The organism is Myxococcus sp. CA023 (assembly GCF_010998615.1).
GTDB lineage: Bacteria > Myxococcota > Myxococcia > Myxococcales > Myxococcaceae > Myxococcus.
The window spans coordinates 1-17614 of record NZ_JAAEAH010000093.1 but is presented as its reverse complement, the minus strand read 5'-3'; the positions used below and the strand labels follow the sequence as shown (position 1 = coordinate 17614).

At 69.0% G+C, this 17614-nt stretch carries 15 protein-coding genes; 5 read left to right on the top strand and 10 right to left on the bottom strand.

Annotation, left to right across the window (positions count from 1 at the left end; all coding sequences use genetic code 11):
• The first annotated feature begins 20 nt into the window (after nucleotides 1–20).
• Nucleotides 21–551, top strand: a complete 531-nt coding sequence (locus F8M74_RS31720) for a hypothetical protein (RefSeq protein ID WP_228560601.1) — start codon at nucleotides 21–23, stop codon at nucleotides 549–551.
• 19 nt (nucleotides 552–570) lie between these two features.
• Here the strand turns inward: F8M74_RS31720 and F8M74_RS31715 are convergent, their stop codons facing one another.
• The gene (locus F8M74_RS31715) at nucleotides 571–1101 is read right to left on the bottom strand and encodes an FHA domain-containing protein (RefSeq protein WP_171410408.1); all 531 of its coding nucleotides are present in this window, start codon (nucleotides 1099–1101) and stop codon (nucleotides 571–573) included.
• Between the two features lie 100 nt (nucleotides 1102–1201).
• Between F8M74_RS31715 and F8M74_RS31710 the strand changes: the two genes are divergently transcribed.
• Nucleotides 1202–2176 carry an NAD-dependent epimerase/dehydratase family protein gene (locus F8M74_RS31710; RefSeq protein WP_141256713.1) on the top strand — a complete coding sequence of 325 codons (975 nt, stop codon included), beginning with the start codon at nucleotides 1202–1204 and terminating at the stop codon, nucleotides 2174–2176.
• 63 nt (nucleotides 2177–2239) lie between these two features.
• Here the strand turns inward: F8M74_RS31710 and F8M74_RS31705 are convergent, their stop codons facing one another.
• The 4 genes from F8M74_RS31705 to F8M74_RS31690 form a co-directional block, all read right to left on the bottom strand.
• Nucleotides 2240–3742, bottom strand: a complete 1503-nt coding sequence (locus F8M74_RS31705) for an ATP-binding cassette domain-containing protein (RefSeq protein ID WP_141256712.1) — start codon at nucleotides 3740–3742, stop codon at nucleotides 2240–2242.
• Nucleotides 3743–3981: 239 nt separating this feature from the next.
• Entirely contained in the window at nucleotides 3982–4356 is a 375-nt protein-coding gene (locus F8M74_RS31700; protein WP_228560602.1) for a hypothetical protein, read from the bottom strand.
• A gap of 210 nt (nucleotides 4357–4566) precedes the next feature.
• Nucleotides 4567–5673: an SPFH domain-containing protein gene (locus F8M74_RS31695; protein WP_141256710.1), complete on the bottom strand. Its 1107-nt coding sequence runs from the start codon at nucleotides 5671–5673 to the stop codon at nucleotides 4567–4569.
• 5 nt (nucleotides 5674–5678) lie between these two features.
• Entirely contained in the window at nucleotides 5679–6161 is a 483-nt protein-coding gene (locus tag F8M74_RS31690) for an NfeD family protein (RefSeq protein ID WP_141256709.1), read from the bottom strand.
• Nucleotides 6162–6534: 373 nt separating this feature from the next.
• Here F8M74_RS31690 and F8M74_RS31685 point away from each other — a divergent pair, with 373 nt between their 5' ends.
• Both F8M74_RS31685 and F8M74_RS31680 read left to right on the top strand, forming a co-directional pair.
• Nucleotides 6535–9576: an error-prone DNA polymerase gene (locus F8M74_RS31685; protein WP_141256708.1), complete on the top strand. Its 3042-nt coding sequence runs from the start codon at nucleotides 6535–6537 to the stop codon at nucleotides 9574–9576.
• Nucleotides 9576–10340, top strand: a complete 765-nt coding sequence (locus tag F8M74_RS31680; RefSeq protein ID WP_141256723.1) for a DUF4336 domain-containing protein — start codon at nucleotides 9576–9578, stop codon at nucleotides 10338–10340. The genes F8M74_RS31685 and F8M74_RS31680 overlap by 1 nt, the downstream gene beginning before the upstream one ends.
• A 31-nt stretch (nucleotides 10341–10371) precedes the next feature.
• Here the strand turns inward: F8M74_RS31680 and F8M74_RS31675 are convergent, their stop codons facing one another.
• From F8M74_RS31675 to F8M74_RS31660, 4 genes are all read right to left on the bottom strand, one after another.
• A complete protein-coding gene (locus F8M74_RS31675; RefSeq protein WP_141256707.1) occupies nucleotides 10372–11421 on the bottom strand; it encodes a GNAT family N-acetyltransferase in 1050 nt (349 codons plus the stop codon).
• Nucleotides 11414–12172 (bottom strand): hypothetical protein, encoded by a 759-nt coding sequence (locus F8M74_RS31670; protein WP_141256706.1) that lies wholly within the window; start codon nucleotides 12170–12172, stop codon nucleotides 11414–11416. Before F8M74_RS31670 ends, F8M74_RS31675 begins: the two co-directional genes overlap by 8 nt.
• 306 nt (nucleotides 12173–12478) lie before the next feature.
• The gene (locus tag F8M74_RS31665) at nucleotides 12479–14140 is read right to left on the bottom strand and encodes an acyl-CoA dehydrogenase family protein (RefSeq protein WP_141256705.1); all 1662 of its coding nucleotides are present in this window, start codon (nucleotides 14138–14140) and stop codon (nucleotides 12479–12481) included.
• A 90-nt stretch (nucleotides 14141–14230) separates the two neighbouring features.
• On the bottom strand, nucleotides 14231–15007 hold the full coding sequence (locus F8M74_RS31660) for a DUF6209 family protein (RefSeq protein WP_228560605.1): 777 nt from the start codon (nucleotides 15005–15007) through the stop codon (nucleotides 14231–14233).
• A 193-nt stretch (nucleotides 15008–15200) separates the two neighbouring features.
• Here F8M74_RS31660 and F8M74_RS31655 point away from each other — a divergent pair, with 193 nt between their 5' ends.
• The gene (locus F8M74_RS31655; protein ID WP_141256703.1) at nucleotides 15201–16973 is read left to right on the top strand and encodes an ATPase; all 1773 of its coding nucleotides are present in this window, start codon (nucleotides 15201–15203) and stop codon (nucleotides 16971–16973) included.
• A 7-nt stretch (nucleotides 16974–16980) separates the two neighbouring features.
• Here F8M74_RS31655 and F8M74_RS31650 read toward each other — a convergent pair.
• On the bottom strand, nucleotides 16981–17614 hold a 634-nt coding region (locus F8M74_RS31650; RefSeq protein WP_163884647.1), incomplete at its 5' end, for a WbqC family protein.

Below are 17614 nucleotides of genomic sequence, written 5' to 3'. Positions count from 1 at the left end.
CGTCTCCCAGGTTCCCCGTCATGCGCGTCCTCCGTCCCGCGGCCGTCCTGCTTTGCCTCCTGCTCGCTTCGTGCGCTCCGCGTCAGGTCCGCCCGCCGGGGGCCCTGCGCAAGGTGGTGGTGGTGGTGGGCTCCCGGGTGGATGCGCTGCCAACCTACACGTACCGGCAGGACATGATGGGGGAAGGCAATCCCCGTTCGGTGCTCGTCAGCCAGGCCCAGGCCACGCTGAGTGAGCGGGGCTTCGAGGTGGTGGGGACGCGCATCTCCCAGGCACCGTCACCCACCATCCACGAGGTGGTGGCGATGATCCAGGACAACGAGGCCGAAGCCGGAGTGGTGGTGGTGCTGAACTGGGTGGACGTGACGTCCGCCCAGCTGATGGGCCGCGCGGAGGTGCTGCTGGAGACGGGGGTGGTGGGACCCAACGGCAAGCTGCGGTGGAGCAACCCCACGCGCACCGTCTCCACGATTGGCATGTACCAGGCGCAGACGGACCTCCGCTCCTACCTGCGCAAGGCGGTGGTGGAGGCCATCGAGGCCATTCCGTGAGCCCCGGGCTCGGGCCGGCTCAAGGGGCCTTCTTCGGGCTGGCCAGGCGCAGGTGTTCGTAGACGGTTTCGGCGCGAAGGTAGAGGAACTGGGCGTCGCCGAAGGCCAGGGTGTCCCCGTCGTGGAGCAGCACCTGGGCGCGGTAGCCCAGGGGGGCACCGTTGATGAAGGTGCCGTTCATGGACTCGGCGTCACGCACGGAGAAGCCGCCGCGGGCGGCGTTCCAGCGCATCGTGGCGTGATGCTGGGATACGGACGGGTCGGGCACCACCAGGTCGCACTCCTCGGTGCGGCCGACCGTCAGCTCCTCGCCGTCCACGGAGGGCTGGAGGAAGTGGACCTCCAGGTTGTCGAAGTCGCGGAGCATGGCGAGCAGCCGCTCATCCATGTGCGCGCGGTGTGCCATGCCGACGGTGCGTGCCGCCAGGCCCCGGCTGTGCTGACCGACGAGTTCCACGGGCTGCTGGATGAGGGCCACGGGGCCGGACGCGGCCCGGAACGCGTCCAGCGAGGCACCGGCGAAGGGGCGGAGCTGATTCACGGACACCATGAGGGCCTCCACCCTACGTGCAAGTGGCGGGGACGGGAAGCGCCGCGTCCACGTCTTCCGCCGTGGCGTGTTGGGGGCTGGCGTGGGAGCGTGGAGGTGGATGCGGGTACTCGTCACGGGAGCTGCGGGTTTCATTGCCCACCACGTCAGCGCGCGGCTGCTGGCGCGCGGTGATGCCATCATCGGCGTGGACAACCTGGACCCGTCCGGGGACGTGGCGTTGAAGCAGGCCCGGCTGACGCGGCTCGGCACGCTGCCGGGGGCGACGGGCTTCACCTTCCGTCTCGTGGACGTTACCGACAGCCCCTCGCTGCGAGCGCTCTTCGAGGAGATGCGCCCCGATGCCGTGGTGCACCTGGCCGCGCGTGTGGGCGTGCGGGCGCCGGCGGGCACCGCGCAGGCATACGTGGACGCCAACGTGTCGGGGTTCCTCCAGGTGCTGGAGCAGGCCAGCGCGGCACGGGTGCGGCACCTGGTCTACGCCTCCTCCAGCTCCGTGTATGGCGCGGGCTCGGTGCCGCCGTTCCAGGAAGGCGCCGCGGCGGACCACCCGCTCAGCGTCTACGCGGCCACGAAGCGCGCCGATGAACTGCTGGCGCACGCGTACAGCCATCTGCACGGGCTCCCCACCAGTGGCCTGCGCTTCTTCACGGTGTACGGCCCCTGGGGACGACCAGACATGGCCCCACTGCGCTTTCTCCAGGCCCTGCGCGACGGCACTGAGCTGTCACTGCACGGCGAAGGCCGGATGCAGCGCGACTTCACGTACGTGGAGGACGTGGCGGAGGCCGTGGTGCGCGTGCTGGACCGGCCGCCCCCAGGGGTACCCCGCCATCGCGTCCTCAACGTGGGCCGGGGCGAGCCTGTTTCGGTGCGGGCCTTCCTCTCTGTCCTGGAGCGGCTCCTGGGCGCCCGGGCGCGGGTGAAGTCCACGCCCGCGCAGCCTGGGGAGATGGACGCGACCTGGGCGGACCCTTCCGCGCTGGAGCGGGAGACGGGATTCCGGCCGCGCGTCTCCGTGGAGGAGGGGCTGACACGGCTGGTGGCGTGGTTCCTCGAACGGTCGGGCACCTGAGGCAGAACAACGAGACGTGGCTGGGCGTCTTCAACGTGCCTTGAGGTGGGGCCTCTGTGCTGGCTACCCGGACGTCACCGTCACCTGGCCATGCTCCACGCGCCACACCTCGGAGGTGCAGGCCTGGGCGAAGGACGTGTCATGCGTGACGAGCATCAGCGCGCCGGGGTACTCCCGCAGCGCCGCCTCCAGCCGTTCGATGGACGGCAGGTCCAGGTGGTTGGTGGGCTCGTCCAGCACCAGGGCCCAGGCGTGTTGCCCCAGTCCCCGGGCGATGAGGAGCTTGCGCACCTCGCCAGGGGAGGGCTGCTCGGAGGCGAGCAGCCGCTCCGGGTCCACGCCGAGCGCCGCGACGAGTGACAGCACGCGTCCGCGTTCCTCGGGCGGCAGTGCGCGCACCGCGTCTAGCGTGGCCTGGGCCTCGTCCGCGCTGACGTCCTGGGGCAGGTAGAGCACGCGCTCCAGCGGAATGCGCGCGTTCTCCAGCAGCGCGCGCACCAGGGTGCTCTTGCCGGCGCCGTTGGGCCCTTCGATGCGCACGCGGGCCTCGCGGCCCACGGAGAGATTCACGGGGCCCAGCAGCTCCACGTCACCGGCGCGGAGGCCGGGCACGTCCAGCGTGAAGAGCCACGGGTTCGGCGCGCGCACGTAGTCCAGGAAGACGGAGCGGCCCACCGTCTTGTCCGCGGTGAACTCACCCACGGCCTCACTGACGCGCTCCAACTCGCGCCGTGCGGTGCCCACGCGCCGTCCGGCCCCAGCCTCCGCCCAGCCGGCCACCACCTTGGCGCCCATGGAGCGGGCGTCGTTGTCGTGTTTGTTCTTCAGTCGCTTGCGGGTGTGCCGCGCGGCATCCGCGGACTGTTGTTCGCGCCGGGCCTGGTCCAGCAGATGCGCCGCACGGCGTTGTTCGGCGCGGGCTTGCTGGTGGGTGGCGATTTCAGCCTCACGCTCGGCTTCCCAGTGCGCCCGCGCGGCGGTGTATGCGCCGGGCCACAGCCGCGCGCTGCCGTGGTGGACGCGCAGCGTGGAGGTGGTGAGGGACTCCAGCAGGTCGCGGTCGTGTGACACCACGATGCCGAGGCCCCGGAAGCGGCGCAGCGCGGAGACCAGCCATGTGCGGGCCTCCGCATCCAGGTGGTTGGTGGGCTCGTCCAAGAGCAGCAAATGGGGCTCCGCGGCCAGGGCGGCGCCCACCTGCCACCGCTTGCGCTCGCCCGGGGACAGCGTGGGCCAGCGCTCCAGCGCGGTGACGTCCAGGCCCAGTTGGCCGTGCAGTCGCCGCGCGACGGAGTCCCACGACTCCGCGAAGGCGGAGATGTCGGGCGTCAGCGCCTCCACCTCCTGACGGCAGAGGCGGAGGGTGGGGGCGGAGGGTTCGAACTGAAGGTGTCCCTCGGTGGGCGTCAGTTCTCCCGCCAACAGCCGGAGCAGGGTGGACTTGCCGGCGCCATTGGCACCCACGAGCCCCGTCCAGCCAGGGGACAGGTGGAAGTCGACTTCAGAGAGGACGGGAACGGCGTCGGAAAAGGCGAACGAAACGCGGTGCGCGCGCACGGAAGACATAAAGGAAGCTCCTGAATCCAGGGCGCAAGCCAGCCCGAAGGCGGCTCAGCGCGGGAACGTCAACGGACCTGGGAATTCAGCGAAGCGTCCTCAAGGGTGCGTCTGACCTCTCGTTGGGAGGGGGCGTCAATCCCTCCTGGGGATGGCTGCAATCTATGTCCAGACGCGCGCCGGAATGCAACCCCCGCCTTCATGCGGGCAGGGGGCACTCCTCCGGCAGTGCGTCCGACTGTCACCCATCAACCTGCCGCGGGCGCCGCGAAGTTCCCCATGCGGTGGGAGAGTCGCCACGCGCCGATGGACGCCAGCAGGGCGCCCATCATGGCAAGCAGCAAGGCGAGCGCCACGTTGTGCAGCGCCTCGAAGGTGCCGATGAAGAGCACGCGCGGGCCCTGGTCCCAAAGCGGGCCGCTATAGGCCTGCAGGAGGGAGAGGATGCCGGTGGCGAAGCCGAGCGTGCCGGCAATCAAGGTGCAGAGTCCAAGCGACAGCATCAGCGGCACGTAGCGCGGCGCGGGCCGGCGCGCGTACTGGACGCAGGTGGCGATGAGCGCGATTCCTGCGAGCAACGTGGGGTACATCCCCCAGCCTCCTGCGATGAAGATGTTCAGCATGCTCCCCTCCAGTGAGTGTGTTCGGAGGCTCTGACATCCGGACAAATGGAAGGTTCCCGCGAAGCGACGGCGCGTGCGGTGGACAGGAGGGCGCGCCGTTTGCTCGGCCCCTGGTGGCGCAATGGACCGTCGTCCTGGATGCGCGAACGCGAGCCCTGCTCAGTGTCCCGCGGGAGGCGTCTTCCTCCCGCGGGGGCTGCCTACGTCTGGTCAGTCGTCCTGCGTGTCCAGGGCGGGCCGCTGGCGCCGAGGGGCCACGGCGGGCGTGCTGCCGGGGAGGGTGGCGTGCTCGGGGATTGCCGTGTTCCTAGCAATGGCCTGGGCGCTCAGGCTCGCGGCGGAGCGGGCCGGCGCCGGGGCGGGTCTGGCGGCATCCCCGGTCTGGGCGAAGACCTCCTTGAGGGTGGCGACGGCGCCCAGCGTGGCGGTGGCCTCGTAGGGGACGAAAATCTTGTTGTCGCCCTTACCCAGCTCCTGGAGGGTCTCCATGTAGCGCAGCGCGAGCACCTCGGGAGTGGCGCGGCCGTTGTGGATGGCCTCGAAGACGAGCCGGGTGGCCTCGGCCTTGCCTTCCGCCTGCAGCATGGTGGCGCGCTTGTGGCCTTCGGCGCGGGCAACCTCGGCGTCACGTTCGGCCTCGGCGCGGAGGATGCGGGAGATCTTCTCGCCCTCGGCCTGGAGGATGGCGGCGGCCTTGTCGCCCTCGGCCTTGGTGACCTCGGCGCGGCGCTCACGCTCGGCGGTCATCTGCTTGGCCATGGCGGCCTTGATGGCCTGGGGCGGCTCGATTTCGCGCAGCTCCACGCGCGTCACCTTGACGCCCCACTTCTCGGTGGCCTCGTCCAGCACGATGCGCAGCTTGGTGTTGACCGTCTCGCGGCTGGTGAGCGTCTGGTCCAGTGTCAGCCCGCCCATGATGTTGCGCAGGTTCGTCATCGTGAGCTGCTCGATGGCGAGCGCGAGGTTCTCCACCTGGTAGAGCGCCTTCGCGGGCTCGACGATCTGGTAGTAGATGACCGAGCCGACCTCCATGTTGACGTTGTCGTGGGTGATGACCTGGACGGTGTCGAAGCCCATGACCTGCTCGCGCAGGTCCACGAGGTTGCTGCGCATGAAGCGGTTGCCCGTGCGCATCTCGATGGCGCGGGGAGCATCCACGAAGGGGACGAGGTAATTGAGGCCGCTGCTGGCGGTCTTGTAGAACTTGCCCAGCCGCTCCACGACCATGACCTTGGCCTGCGGAACGATGCGGATGCCGGTGGCGGCGATGCCCACCAGGATGACCGCGAAGATGCCGAAAATCGTTACGATTTCCACCCCGCCTACTCCTTCCTCGGGTCCCCCGAGGGAACCGGCAACGACGCCGTTGGTCGGCGCACCCAGAGTTTGAGACCTTCCACCTGCTCCACCGTGACGAGTTCGCCCTCGAGCACCGGGCCCGACAGGGAGCGCGCCGTCCACAGCTCGCCATTGATGCGCACCGTGCCCCCGAGCGGGTCTCCCAGAGACTCCACCACCACCGCCTCCTGGCCAAGCATGGCCTCGATACCTGTCTTCAAATGCGCTGCGTCGCGCATGAAAACGCTTTTGAAGAGGGTGCGGGAGGCCGCGAACAGGCCGACGGAAACGGCGGTGAACAGGTAGAGCTGGCCGTTGAGCCCCAGGCCCAGGGCCGCCCCGACCGAGGATGCCAACGCCCCCACGGCGAGCCAGAGGACCATGAAGCTGGTGAGCTGGAGCTCCAGCGCTCCCAGAAGGAGCGCCGCGATCAGCCAGAGCTGCCACGCGGTGGGAGTGAGGTCCATGAAGACATGTTTGTCAGTCGGATCGGCATCCTGTCAAACGGCGGCGGCGCGAGCTTCAAACATCACGGCTCAGGCTTTTGGGTGGAGCGCAGGTCGCTTAACTCCCTGAGGTTTGCCCGGCCTCGCGGGTGTGCAGGACTTGCTGCGCGGATGCGACATTCACGAATCTCGTAACAAGACGAAGGCAGCGCCTGATGAGTTTGTCAGGCCTGGTTGGGTGCCCTGAAGGAGGGGGCCGCCCGCTCTGTCCGGTAAGCAGCAGTCGCCACCCCGCATGAATCGCCCTCATCCGCGTCAACCCATGAAGTCGCTTGCCCGCACCGCGAAGATCCAATCTAGCGCCTGAACGCCTGTTCGGTGTCTAGATCCGGGCGTGGACTACGCCGAGCTGGTCTGCCGCTCCAACTTCTCGTTCCTTCGGGGGGCCTCGCATCCGGAAGAGCTGGTGGCCACGGCCGCGAGGCTCGGGCTGGGTGCGCTCGCGCTGACGGACGCGGATGGCCTGTATGGCGTGGTGAAGGCGCACCTGGCCGCGAAGGAGCACGGGGTGCGGCTCATCCTGGGCGCCGAGCTGACGCTGGAGGACGGCCCACCAGTGGTGGTGTACGCGGCGGATGGGACGGGGTACTCGAACCTGTGTGCCCTGGTGTCCCAGAGCCGGATGACCCACCCCAAGGGCGAGGCAGGGCTGCCGTGGCGCGCGGTGGCGGACCGGTCCGCGGGGCTGCTCGCGCTCCTTCCCGAGCCCGCGCCCTTCGAGCAGGTCGTCTCGCTGGCGGAGGCCTTCCCGGAGCGCTTCCACGTCGGCATCTGCCGAACCCTGTCCGCGGGAGACGCGGAGCGCGAGGCCCGGGCGGAGCGGCTGGCGCTGGAGCTCGGCGTGCCGTTGGTCGCGCACAACGACGTGCACACACACCATCGCCGGAGGCAGGCCCTGCAGGACGTGCTGGTGTCCATCCGCCACGGGACGTCGGTGGACCGGGCGGGGACGCGGCTGTTGCCCAACGCGGAGCGGACGCTGAAGTCCCCACGGGACATGGCGCGCCTGTTCGCGGACCGGCCGGAGGCCCTGGCGCGCGCGGCGGAGCTGGCCTCGCGCTGCCACGCCTCATTGGATGACTTGCACTACCGCTTCCCGGAAGAGGGCTTGCCCGAAGGTCGCACCGCGGACGCGCACCTGCGCGTGCTGACATACGAAGGGCTGCGGTTCCGCTATCCGGAAGGTGTGCCCCCGGCGGTGGTGAAGCAGATTGAACACGAGCTGAAGCTCATCGCCGCGTTGGACTTCGCCGGCTACTTCCTGGCGCTGTGGGACATCGTCCGCTTCGCCAGGGCTCGGGGGATTCTCTGCCAGGGGCGGGGGAGCGCGGCGAACTCGGCGGTCTGCTACGCGCTGCAGATCACCGCCATCGACCCGGTGCGGATGGGCTTGTTGTTCGAGCGCTTCCTGAGCATGGAGCGCAAGGAACCGCCAGACATCGACGTGGACTTCGAGCACGAGCGCCGCGAGGAGGTCCTCCAGTACGTCTACGAGAAGCACGGGCGTCGGCACGCGGGCATGGTGTGCGAGGTCATCTGCTACCGGGGCCGGCTGGCGCTGCGTGAGACGGGCAAGGCGCTGGGCCTGTCGTTGGACCAGGTGGACCGGCTGTCGAAGGTGTCCGCGTCGAACGGCTTCGACGTGACGCCGGACGTGCTGCGCGAGGCGGGCCTGTCCGCGGAGGACGGCCGGGTCCAGAAGACGCTGGCGTTGGCCATGGAACTGGAGGGCTTTCCCCGGCACCTGTCCATCCACGTGGGCGGCTTCGTGATGACACGCGAGCCGCTGACGGAGCTGGTGCCGGTGGAGAACGCGGCGATGCCGGGCCGCACCGTCATCCAGTGGGAGAAGGACGACATCAACGCGGTGGGGCTGCTGAAGGTGGATCTGCTGGCGCTGGGCATGCTGACGGCGCTGTCGAAGTGCTTCGCGCTGATTCGCGAGCACCACGGGCGGGAGCTGTCCCTGGCGACGGTGCCGGCCGAGGACCCGAAGGTCTACGACATGCTGTGCGAGGCGGACACGGTGGGCGTGTTCCAGATTGAGAGCCGAGCACAGATGAACATGCTGCCCAGGCTTCGACCGAGGACGTTCTACGACCTGGTGGTGGAGATCGCGCTCATCCGCCCGGGGCCCATCGTTGGCAACATGGTGCATCCCTTCCTGCGCCGGCGGAACGGCCAGGAGCAGGTGGAGTACCCGAGCGAGGCGGTGAAGGAGATTCTCGGCAAGACGCTGGGGGTGCCGCTCTTCCAGGAACAGGCGATGAAGCTGGCCATGGTGGCGGCGGGCTTCACCGCGGGCGAGGCGGACGGACTGCGGCGGGTGCTGAGCCACAAGCGCGCCGAATCCATGCTGCTGCAATACCGGGGGCGCTTCGTGGAGGGCTGCGTGTCGCGGGGGTACACACGCAAACAAGCCGAGGAGTGGTTCGACAACTTCCGGGGCTTCGCGCACTACGGCTTCCCGGAGAGTCATTCAGCGAGCTTCGCGTTGATTGCGTATGCGTCCAGCTGGCTGAAGTGCCACTACCCGGCGGCCTTCACGGCGGCGCTGTTGAACTCGCAGCCCATGGGCTTCTATGCGCCGCACACGCTGGTGGCGGACGCGCAGCGGCATGGCGTGGTGGTGCGGCCGGTGGACGTGCGGCACTCGAGCTGGGACTGCACGCTGGAGGAGGGCGGGGCCGCATTGCGGCTGGGGCTTCGGATGGTGAAGGGCCTGGGCGAGTCCGCGGGGCGGCGCGTGGCGACGGCGAAGCGCGAGGGCCTCCGTGACGTGGGCGACCTGGCGCGGTGGTCGCGGGCGCCCAGGCACGAGCTGACGCGGTTGGCCTTGGCGGGCGCCCTGTCGTCGCTGTGTGGCTCCCGGCGTCAGGCATTGTGGGAACTCCAGGCGCTGGGGCCGCTGGACTCGGATGACCTGTTCTTCGGCATGGCCATGGACGGAACGGCGGTGGAGCTGCCGTCCATGGATGTGCTGGAGCGGGTCTGCGCGGACTACGACACGGTGGGACTGTCGCTGGAGAAGCACCCGCTGGAGCTGCTGCGCCCGGTGCTGAAGCAGCAAGGCGCGGTGACGGCGGAGGGGCTGAAGAAGGTGGCCCACGGGCGGAGGGTGGCGGTGGGAGGCATGCTCATCTGCCGCCAGCGTCCACCCACGGCCAAGGGGCTCTGCTTCATCTCCCTGGAGGACGAAACGGGCATCGCGAACCTGGTGGTGCCTCCGGACGTGTACGAGCGGTGCCGCAAGGACATCCATGGCGCGCTCTTCCTGGTGGGAGAAGGCGTCCTGGAGCGCTCCGGCAAGGTGACGAACGTGAAGTCCAGTCGAGTGGCGTCATTGCATGGACAGCGGGGTACGCTGCCTGGGTGATGACCGCCGACCTCGAATGGAACGATGGGGTGCGTCCCTATGTGCCGCTTTCCACCCTCACGCCGGTCGCGGACGGCGTCTGGTGGGTGGACGGGCCGGTGGCGAGGATGCGCGTGGGCCCCGTCTCCCTGCCGTTCCCGACGCGCATGGTCATCGTTCGCCTGGGTACGGGAGGCTTGTGGCTCTGGTCGCCCACGGCACCCACGCCCGAGTTGTTCGAACAGGTCGACGCACTCGGCCCGGTGGAACATCTCGTCTCTCCGAACCGGTTCCACTACGCGGGCATCCCGGCCTGGAAGGCACGCTATCCGCACGCGACTGCCTGGGCGTCTCCGGGCGTTCGCGAGCGGGCGCGCTCCCAGCAGATTGACGTCCCATTCGATGCCGACCTCGACGACGCCGCGCCCTCGGCCTGGTCCACGGAGTTGGGCCAGCTCATCTTCCGGGGCAGTCGCTTCGTGGAAGAGGTGGTGTTCTTCCACGGTGCGTCCTCGACCTTGATTCTCGCGGACCTGGTCATGGCGTTGGAGCCCGAGCGTCTCCGGCCTCGCCTGAGATGGCTGCTGACTCTCGGCGGGACGATGTGGCCGGGGCAGACGCCACGCGAGGTGCGGGTGACGACCTGGGGCCGGACCGCGCAGGCGCGCGCCTGCTACCAGCAGATGATGGCATGGCAGCCTCGTCGGGTGCTCCTCGCGCACGGCCGCTGCTACCTCGATGAGGGTGTGGCCCCGCTCGAGCGCGCCTTCTCCTGGCTGCGCTGAACCACAGGGCTTCAGCTTCGCGCGCGCTGCGTCAGCGCAGGTGCATGAACACCCGGGGCGAGGCGGGCAGTTCCACGTCGGGGGTGGTGAGCAGGCACGTCACCCGGGAGCCCCCGGGGAATGGCAACCACCCGGAGCGCAGCATCAGGTGCGTGGGCGTACACGGGCTGCGCAGCATCGCGGCGCAGTCGACCTCTTGGACCACCATGTCCTGCATGGCCACCCATAACAGCCGCCGTTGCTCCGAAAAGGGCAGCCCGTCCTGGAAGGCGAGCAGGTCCACCAGTCCCGTCGTCAGGAGGCCTCGGGCCGTCATCTGGAGGGTGTAGTAGTTGACCATGCCTTGGATGACGCCGTCTCGCTCCAGGACGAAGGTGCGCGGGATGTCACGGAACTGGAGCTGGTGGGCCAGGCGCTCCGAGGTGTAGGCGTAGCCCAGGTTCACCGGCCGCATCATCTTCTGGACCAGGGCCATGCACTGCGGCAGGTCCCGGGGTTGGTAGGCCCGGATGCCGTCGGTGCGCGCCGCCAGGAAGCCCCGGTGGTGGAGCGGACGCGTGAAGGTGATGAACGCGCGCTCGGCGGCGCTCAGCGACCAACGGACCGCCTTCTTCGTGTTGAAGATGTGCAGCCACATGCCCAGGTCGTTGAGGTAGCGCGTGTGGCTCCGCCGGCCCCAGAAGCCCTGGCCCAGGGTGCCATCGGCCACGCAGCTCAAGGTGAGCGCAGCGCCACGCTCGCGGTGGCGTGCCTGCATGGTGTCCGACAGCTTGATGCCAATTCCCTGGCCCCGGCTCTCTGGCGCCACGCTGACCCAGCTCCCGTAGGTGCCATCCACCTGCCGCTGACCAAGCTGGATTTTCGCAGGCTCCGCCAGGAAGGCCCCCACCAGCTTGCCCTTTGAATACGCCCCCAGCAGATAGTCCCGGTCCGCCAGGGGATTGCTGAAGAGCAGCCAGTCGAAGAAACGCTCGTCCCAGACCGTCAGTCCCATCTTCGCGCCGTAGGTGCGCTGCCAGACGCTGTTGATGAACTGGGACGCTTCCTTTGCGCCGCCCTCGAAGGCGCGGACCTCAACCATGACGGGCCTCGGGCGCGGAGATGGGCATCGGTGCCGAGGTAGGAACGGAGACGCCGTTCCTGTGCTCCAGGATGGCGGCGGCCGGGTGCTGGCCAAAGAGATGCGTGTACAGCGCGCGCGTGGTGGGGATGAGGGCATTCCAGTCGGGGAGCTGGATTTTCTCCGGACCGACGAGCACCTTCGCGTAGATGGCCTCGTAGACGCGCTTCACCGTGTTGGGCGCGATGGCGTCCACATCGAACGCGGGCACCAGTCCCACCAGCTTGAAGCCGCGGTGCTCGGCGTTGCGCTGCGCCCGGGCCATCTTCAGGGTGGAGTAATAGAGGACGACCTCGGCGCCGATGTTGCGGCCCACCTGCTCCAGCAGGGAGATACCGAACTGGCCCAGGCCCAGGCCTCGCTGAGAGGGTTCAACGGCCCCCATCGCGGCAGATAGCTGCAGGCCGCGAGCGTTCTTCTCCAGCGTCAGCAGCCCGATGACTTCCTGGGTGTCCCGATCCTTTCCCAGAATCGCATACACCGGCCGATCCGGAGACTCGCCCTGGATACAGACATACTGCTCATAGAAAGAGGGCTCCAGGTGCCGGCTCTCCGTGCCGACCCGGATGTCCGGGTACCACTTCCCCAGGAGCGCCGTGACCTGAGCGACGGAGTCCCGCGATAGCTGCTCGAGGCAGCAGTTCTCTGGTGGTCTGAGCCCCCCCATCATCTCGTCCAGGCTTCGCCATTGCATCGTGTGCATGGTGAACATGATTCGAGATGGTGGATGCATTTCGCAGCTGGTTTTTTCTGCTTCTTCGCGAGTATGTCTTTGGCCGGTCAGGTCTCCCGTTGAAGCGTGATGTGTTACACATGCGCCGCGTTTGGGAGTGGGCAGGTGATGTGCGGGCTCAGATTGAGGGGAGGGGCGCCGTCTGCGAACCGATATCCGTATGCCTTCAAGGGCGCCTGCCCCGGAGGGAGGGGCAGGGCGGCCCCTGGGATAGGGATTGCGTGTAAGTGATTGAGGCTTTTTTGATGTGTCGTGTCGTCTCGGGCTGACGCCAGATGCGGCACATCAGGTCAATAGCCGGACATCCTCCAGGCTCGCGGCCGGTTGGATGAGGTCCACGCCGTGCGAGGCGAAGCGCCGTGCCGCCGCCTTGCTCCGGGGGCCATGGCCATGGTCCAGGCACCACTGCGCATGGGCGCAGAGCAAGGCCAGCTCCAGCGTCCGTCCCAGCGTCAGCGAGAAGCGCCGGGCGCCGGCCTCCAGGGTGGCGGGGTCCTCCATGGCACCGGCCACCCAGGCCCGCGCGTGCTCCAGCGCGCCCTGGGCCGCGTCGACACAGGGGCGCAGGCCCGCGTCCCGGGTCTGGCCCAGACGGCCCTCCACCTCGTGGAAGAACGCCTCCAACGCGCCTTCCTTCGCCAGGGCGCGCAGGGTGTCCAGGGAGAGGACGTTCGTGGTGCCTTCCCAGATGGACAGCACCTGGGCGTCGGCCTGGAGCCGCGGAATGCCCGTGTCTTCCACGTAGCCCGCGCCGCCGAAGGACTCCGTGACTTCGGAGGTGACGTGCACCACCTGCCGGCCGGTGGTCAGCTTCGCCAGGGGCGTCACCAGCCGCTGCAGGAGCAGTTCCTGCTCGGTGGCCACCTTCGCCTCCATGCGGCCCAGCAGCTCCACGGCGCGGAAGGCCAGCAGGAACCCCGCCTGAAACTCCGCCTCCAGCCCCGCCAGGGTGTCCATGTGCAGCGGCTTGTCCGCCAGCTTCGCGCCGAACTGCACCCGCCGCTGGGCGTAGTCCCGGGCCAGGGCCAGCGCCCGGCGCATGCCCCATGCGGAGCCCACCGCGTTCCAGGTGCGTGTCACATTCAGCATCCACGCCATGTTCCGGATGCCATCCGTCAGCCCCGCCACGGGAATGGCCAGCGTGCCATCCAAGGTCAGCTCCGCCGTGGGCACCTTGCGCGTTCCCAGTTTGTCTTTGAGCCGGTTGATCTGGATGCCATTGAGTCTTCCGGCCGCGTCCCGTGTCTCCACGTAGAACAGGGCCAGGCCCTTGCCGCCGGGGCCGTTGCCTTCCGGCCGCGCCAGCGTGAGCGCCATCTGCGCCGTCGTCGCGGAGGTGAACCACTTCGTTCCAGACAGCCGCCAGCCCTCCGGGGTCTGCCGGGCCACCGTCTGCGTGAGGCCCACGTCCGAGCCGCCGGTGCGCTCCGTCATCCACTGACCGGACGTCCACGCCGTGGCCGGGTCCCGGGACGTCAGGTGGGGCAGGGCGCGGTCGATGAGCGCCGTGTTGCCCAGCGTGAGCAACGAGCGCGCCGCGCCGTCCGTCATCGCCAGCGGGCACGAGTACACGTCCAGCGACGCCTGCACGAGGTAGTTGAGGATGAACTGGTGGACGCGGCTGAGCCCGGCGTTCTTCTGCTCGTAGGCCGTGGCCACCAGTCCGCGCCGCGCGGCCAGGGCCTCGGCTTCCTTCCACAGCGGCGACACCTCGATGTGGTCGACGCGGTGGCCCCACGCATCCCACTGGGTCAGCTCCGGCTCGTTCAGCCGGTCGCGGAGCTGGAAGCGGTAGAAGTAATCCCCGCCCAACTCTCCCAGCTCGCGGAACTCATCCGTCAACGCGCGCCGCAGGTCCTCGGGGAGGGTGCGTGCCAGGTAGCTCTGGAGCAGCGTATCGTCGTCGTACTGATTGCCCAGCCTCGGCGGTTCCTGGAAGAAACTCATGCGCCAAGGGTAGCACCCACCTTCCGGTCCGGGCGCGTCTCGCGGTGCGAGGTCATTCGGGCCGGAACGTGGGGGATTCCGCCTGGCGGCCTACGGCTGCAGGGTGAACGTGTAGTTGGCCCCGTAGTCGGAGTCCCAGCGGCGGCAGGAGCCGCGGTCCCAGTTCTCGAACCAGAGCTGCACGGAGGTGGCCCCGGCGGGCGGGATGAGGGTGACGGGGGTTCCCGTGCGCGTATAGCCGCTGGTGGTGGTGACGCTCTTCTCGCCCATCACCCCGTTGTCGAAGCGCCAGCGCACGCCCACGTCCCAGGTGGGCGCGCCGTTGTAGAGCAGGCGGCATTCGGGCAGGCGCGCGATGTCGTAGTCCACGATGAAGGGCTGGCCCTGGCGGGGCGTGCCCACCACGTGCTCCACCCAGCCCTGCTGGAACACGAGCGTCGCCGTGGGCGTGGCGCTGCCCTCCAGGACGTTGAACTGGAAGTTGCCGCCGTAGTTGGAGTCGTAGTGCTCGCAGCCCGGGCTGGACACGAGGAACCACAGCTCCAGCAGGCCCTGCTCCTGCAAGTCCAGCGTCGGTCCATTGCCGGTGACGGGCGCGCCCGCCACATCGAAGCTGGCCGGCGCGGAGCCGTTGATGCGGTAGTGGCCGGTGATGCTCCACGCGGGGCTGCCGTCAGGGTTGTTGACGCGGCACTGCGGCAGGCGCGCGGTGTTGTAGACGACCTGCACCTGGCCCCCCTCGGTCAGCACCTCCGACTGGTGGATGGTCCAGTTGCCGTGGAACGTGAGGGTGGGCGTCGTCTGCGCCGCCGCGGAGGTTCCAATCAGCAGCAGGGGCAGGGTGAGCACGGACAGGAGTCGCTTCACGAAGAGCTCCAATGCGGATGATGGGTGTGGGCTTCGCGCGCCGCGCATGCGGGCGGAGGCGCGCGCACTATCGACGAGGAGGCTGTCAGGAGCACTTGGGTTCAGTGCTTTTCTGTTTGTTCTGCAACTCCGTTTCGTCCAAACCGGACCGATGCGGTAGGCTCCGGCGCGAACACCCTGGAGCGAGCACCGCATGTCCCTGTTCAGGCGACCGCCATCCCCGGACTCCGGCTCGTCGAGCGACGAGTCCAGCCGCAGCGTCACCCCCGTGGAAACGGCCGTGGTGCCGCCCGCGGCGCCCACGCCGGTGCTGTCGGGGCCTCCGCGCCCGCGCGTCGGTGTCACGGGGGTGACCGCCGCGCTCCCGCCGCGTCCCCCGGGCGCCGTCACTGGCTCACGGCCCGCGCTGCCGCCGGAGCCGGACGAGCCCGACTTCCCCACCGAGCGCCGCGCCTCGTCTTCACCGCCTGATCGCCGGGGACCTCCGCAGGCACCGGCCACGTTGCCTTCCGTCATCGTCGCCCCGCCGGAACCCCGTGAGCGACGCGGGCCCGGGCCGTCCCAGTACTCGGGCCCGGACCGGCGCGGCACCGCCGCCAGCGCGCAGTACAACGGCCCAGATCGCCGGGCGCCCCGGCGGCCGGGAGAGGAGGGCGGTGCCAGCCAGGGCGACCGTTTCTGGCCCGCCCAGCCGCGCACCCTGGGCGAGACGGGCCTCAACACCACCTTCGTGGAAGAGCTGGTCCTCAAGGCGCTCTTCTTCGCCGGTGAGATGCGCGGCATGGATATCGCCGCGCGCCTCCAACTGCCCTCCGCGCTGGTGGACGACGTCATCGAAGGCTTGCGCCGCCAGAAGTACGTCGACATCCGCGGCGGTGGCGGCTCGGGCGTGGGCAAGTCGACGATGATCTACCAGCTCACCACGTTCGTGACGGACGTGCTGCGGCAGGTGCTCGACCGCAACCGCTACAACGGCCCCGCGCCCGTGCCCTTCCTGGAGTGGGCGGCCGCCGTGAAGAAGCAGACCGTGCGCGGCAACCGCATCACCCGCGCGCGCATGCAGGACAAGTTCGGCGACCTCATCATCAAGGACTACATCTTCGACGGCATCGGTCCGGCGATGAACTCCGGCCGCGCCATCTTCTTCTACGGGCCCCCGGGCAACGGCAAGACGGCCATCTGCCAGGGCATGGTGAACTGCTTCGACGGGGACATCTTCATCCCCCACGCCATCCTCATCGACGACTTCGTGGTGCGCATCTTCGACGCCAACCTCCACAAGGTGGTGGAGGACGAGCCCGGCGCGCCGCCGTATGATCGGCGCTGGGTGCGCTGTCGGCGCCCGCTCGTCGTCGTGGGCGGTGAGCTGACGCTGGAGATGCTGGACCTCGTGTACTCGCCGGAGGTGAAGTACTACGAGGCGCCGTTCCAGATGAAGGCGAGCAACGGCATGCTCCTCATCGACGACTTCGGCCGGCAGAAGGTGTCCCCCAAGGACCTGCTCAACCGGTGGATCGTCCCGCTGGAGAGCGACATCGACATGCTCACCCTGCACACCGGCAAGAAGCTGCAGGTGCCCTTCGACGTGTTCGCCGCCTTCTCCACCAACCTGGACCCCAGCGACCTCGTGGACGACGCCTTCTTGCGCCGCGTCCGCTACAAGCTGGAGGTGCAGCGCCCGGACGAGGAGCAGTTCCACGACATCTTCCAGGTCATGTGCCGCAAGCGCGGCGTGCCCTACAACGCGGCGGCGGTGGACTACCTCATCGACGCGCACTACCGCCCCGTGGGCCGTCCGTTCGCCGCCTGCCAGCCGCGTGACTTGTTGGATCAGGTCATCGACATGGCGCACTACCAGGGCCAGGAGCCGCGCCTGACGACCGAGCTCCTGGACTCCGCCGTGCGCGGCTACTTCGTGCGCTTCGACAAGGACAAGCCTGCGGGGACGTCCGCCTCCGCGGGCTGAGGCACCCTCATTCGCCCGGGGGTCGGGGCGCGAACGGTCCCCAGGGCGAAGGCTCCAGCCACTGGCGCACCTCGTCCAACTGCACGTTGGCCAGCACGTCCACCAACGACATGCCGTGGACGAAGCGGCCCGGGCGGCCCTGTGCGTATTCGGGATGGCGGAAGCGCTGCCACAGCACGCGCACGTCCACGTCCCGGAACAGGCCCACCTGGAGGTACAGGGACGAGCCCAACCCCGAGTAGTACGTGTGCGCGCCCAACTGCCGGCAGTACGCCACCAACCGGGCCGACTTGTCCTCGCCCTGTTTGTCCAAGGTGGAGGCCAGGACCAGGTTCGGCGTCAGGCCCAGCGGCTCGTTGAAGAGCGCCATGCTCGCCAGCAGCACCCGCAGCAGCGAACCGGGACCCGACTCGCGCGCCGCCGCGTCATAGAAGGGCTCCAGCCGGGGCAATACCTGCGAAGCGAAGTAGGGCCGCTTCGCGTACAGCGACACCAGCGTGCGCAGGTGCTCGCGGGCCCACGGCTGACGGGCATCCACCGCCAGGTCCTTGATGAGGGTGTCCCGGTGCGGGTTCTCCAAGGGGATGGACATCCACTGAAACCCGGGCTCCGTGGGCGGGGGCTGGGGGACGTTGTGGGGC

Excerpts from the sequence above, each read along its gene's own strand:
- F8M74_RS31665 (WP_141256705.1), bottom strand. The coding sequence starts at position 14,140 with ATGAGTTTCTTCCAGGAACCGCCGAGGCTGGGCAATCAGTACGACGAC.
- F8M74_RS31710 (WP_141256713.1), top strand. The coding sequence starts at position 1,202 with ATGCGGGTACTCGTCACGGGAGCTGCGGGTTTCATTGCCCACCACGTC.
- F8M74_RS31715 (WP_171410408.1), bottom strand. The coding sequence starts at position 1,101 with ATGGTGTCCGTGAATCAGCTCCGCCCCTTCGCCGGTGCCTCGCTGGAC.
- F8M74_RS31720 (WP_228560601.1), top strand. The coding sequence starts at position 21 with ATGCGCGTCCTCCGTCCCGCGGCCGTCCTGCTTTGCCTCCTGCTCGCT.
- F8M74_RS31700 (WP_228560602.1), bottom strand. The coding sequence starts at position 4,356 with ATGCTGAACATCTTCATCGCAGGAGGCTGGGGGATGTACCCCACGTTG.
- F8M74_RS31655 (WP_141256703.1), top strand. The coding sequence starts at position 15,201 with ATGTCCCTGTTCAGGCGACCGCCATCCCCGGACTCCGGCTCGTCGAGC.
- F8M74_RS31680 (WP_141256723.1), top strand. The coding sequence starts at position 9,576 with ATGACCGCCGACCTCGAATGGAACGATGGGGTGCGTCCCTATGTGCCG.
- F8M74_RS31690 (WP_141256709.1), bottom strand. The coding sequence starts at position 6,161 with ATGGACCTCACTCCCACCGCGTGGCAGCTCTGGCTGATCGCGGCGCTC.
- F8M74_RS31705 (WP_141256712.1), bottom strand. The coding sequence starts at position 3,742 with ATGTCTTCCGTGCGCGCGCACCGCGTTTCGTTCGCCTTTTCCGACGCC.
- F8M74_RS31675 (WP_141256707.1), bottom strand. The coding sequence starts at position 11,421 with ATGGTTGAGGTCCGCGCCTTCGAGGGCGGCGCAAAGGAAGCGTCCCAG.
- F8M74_RS31670 (WP_141256706.1), bottom strand. The coding sequence starts at position 12,172 with ATGTTCACCATGCACACGATGCAATGGCGAAGCCTGGACGAGATGATG.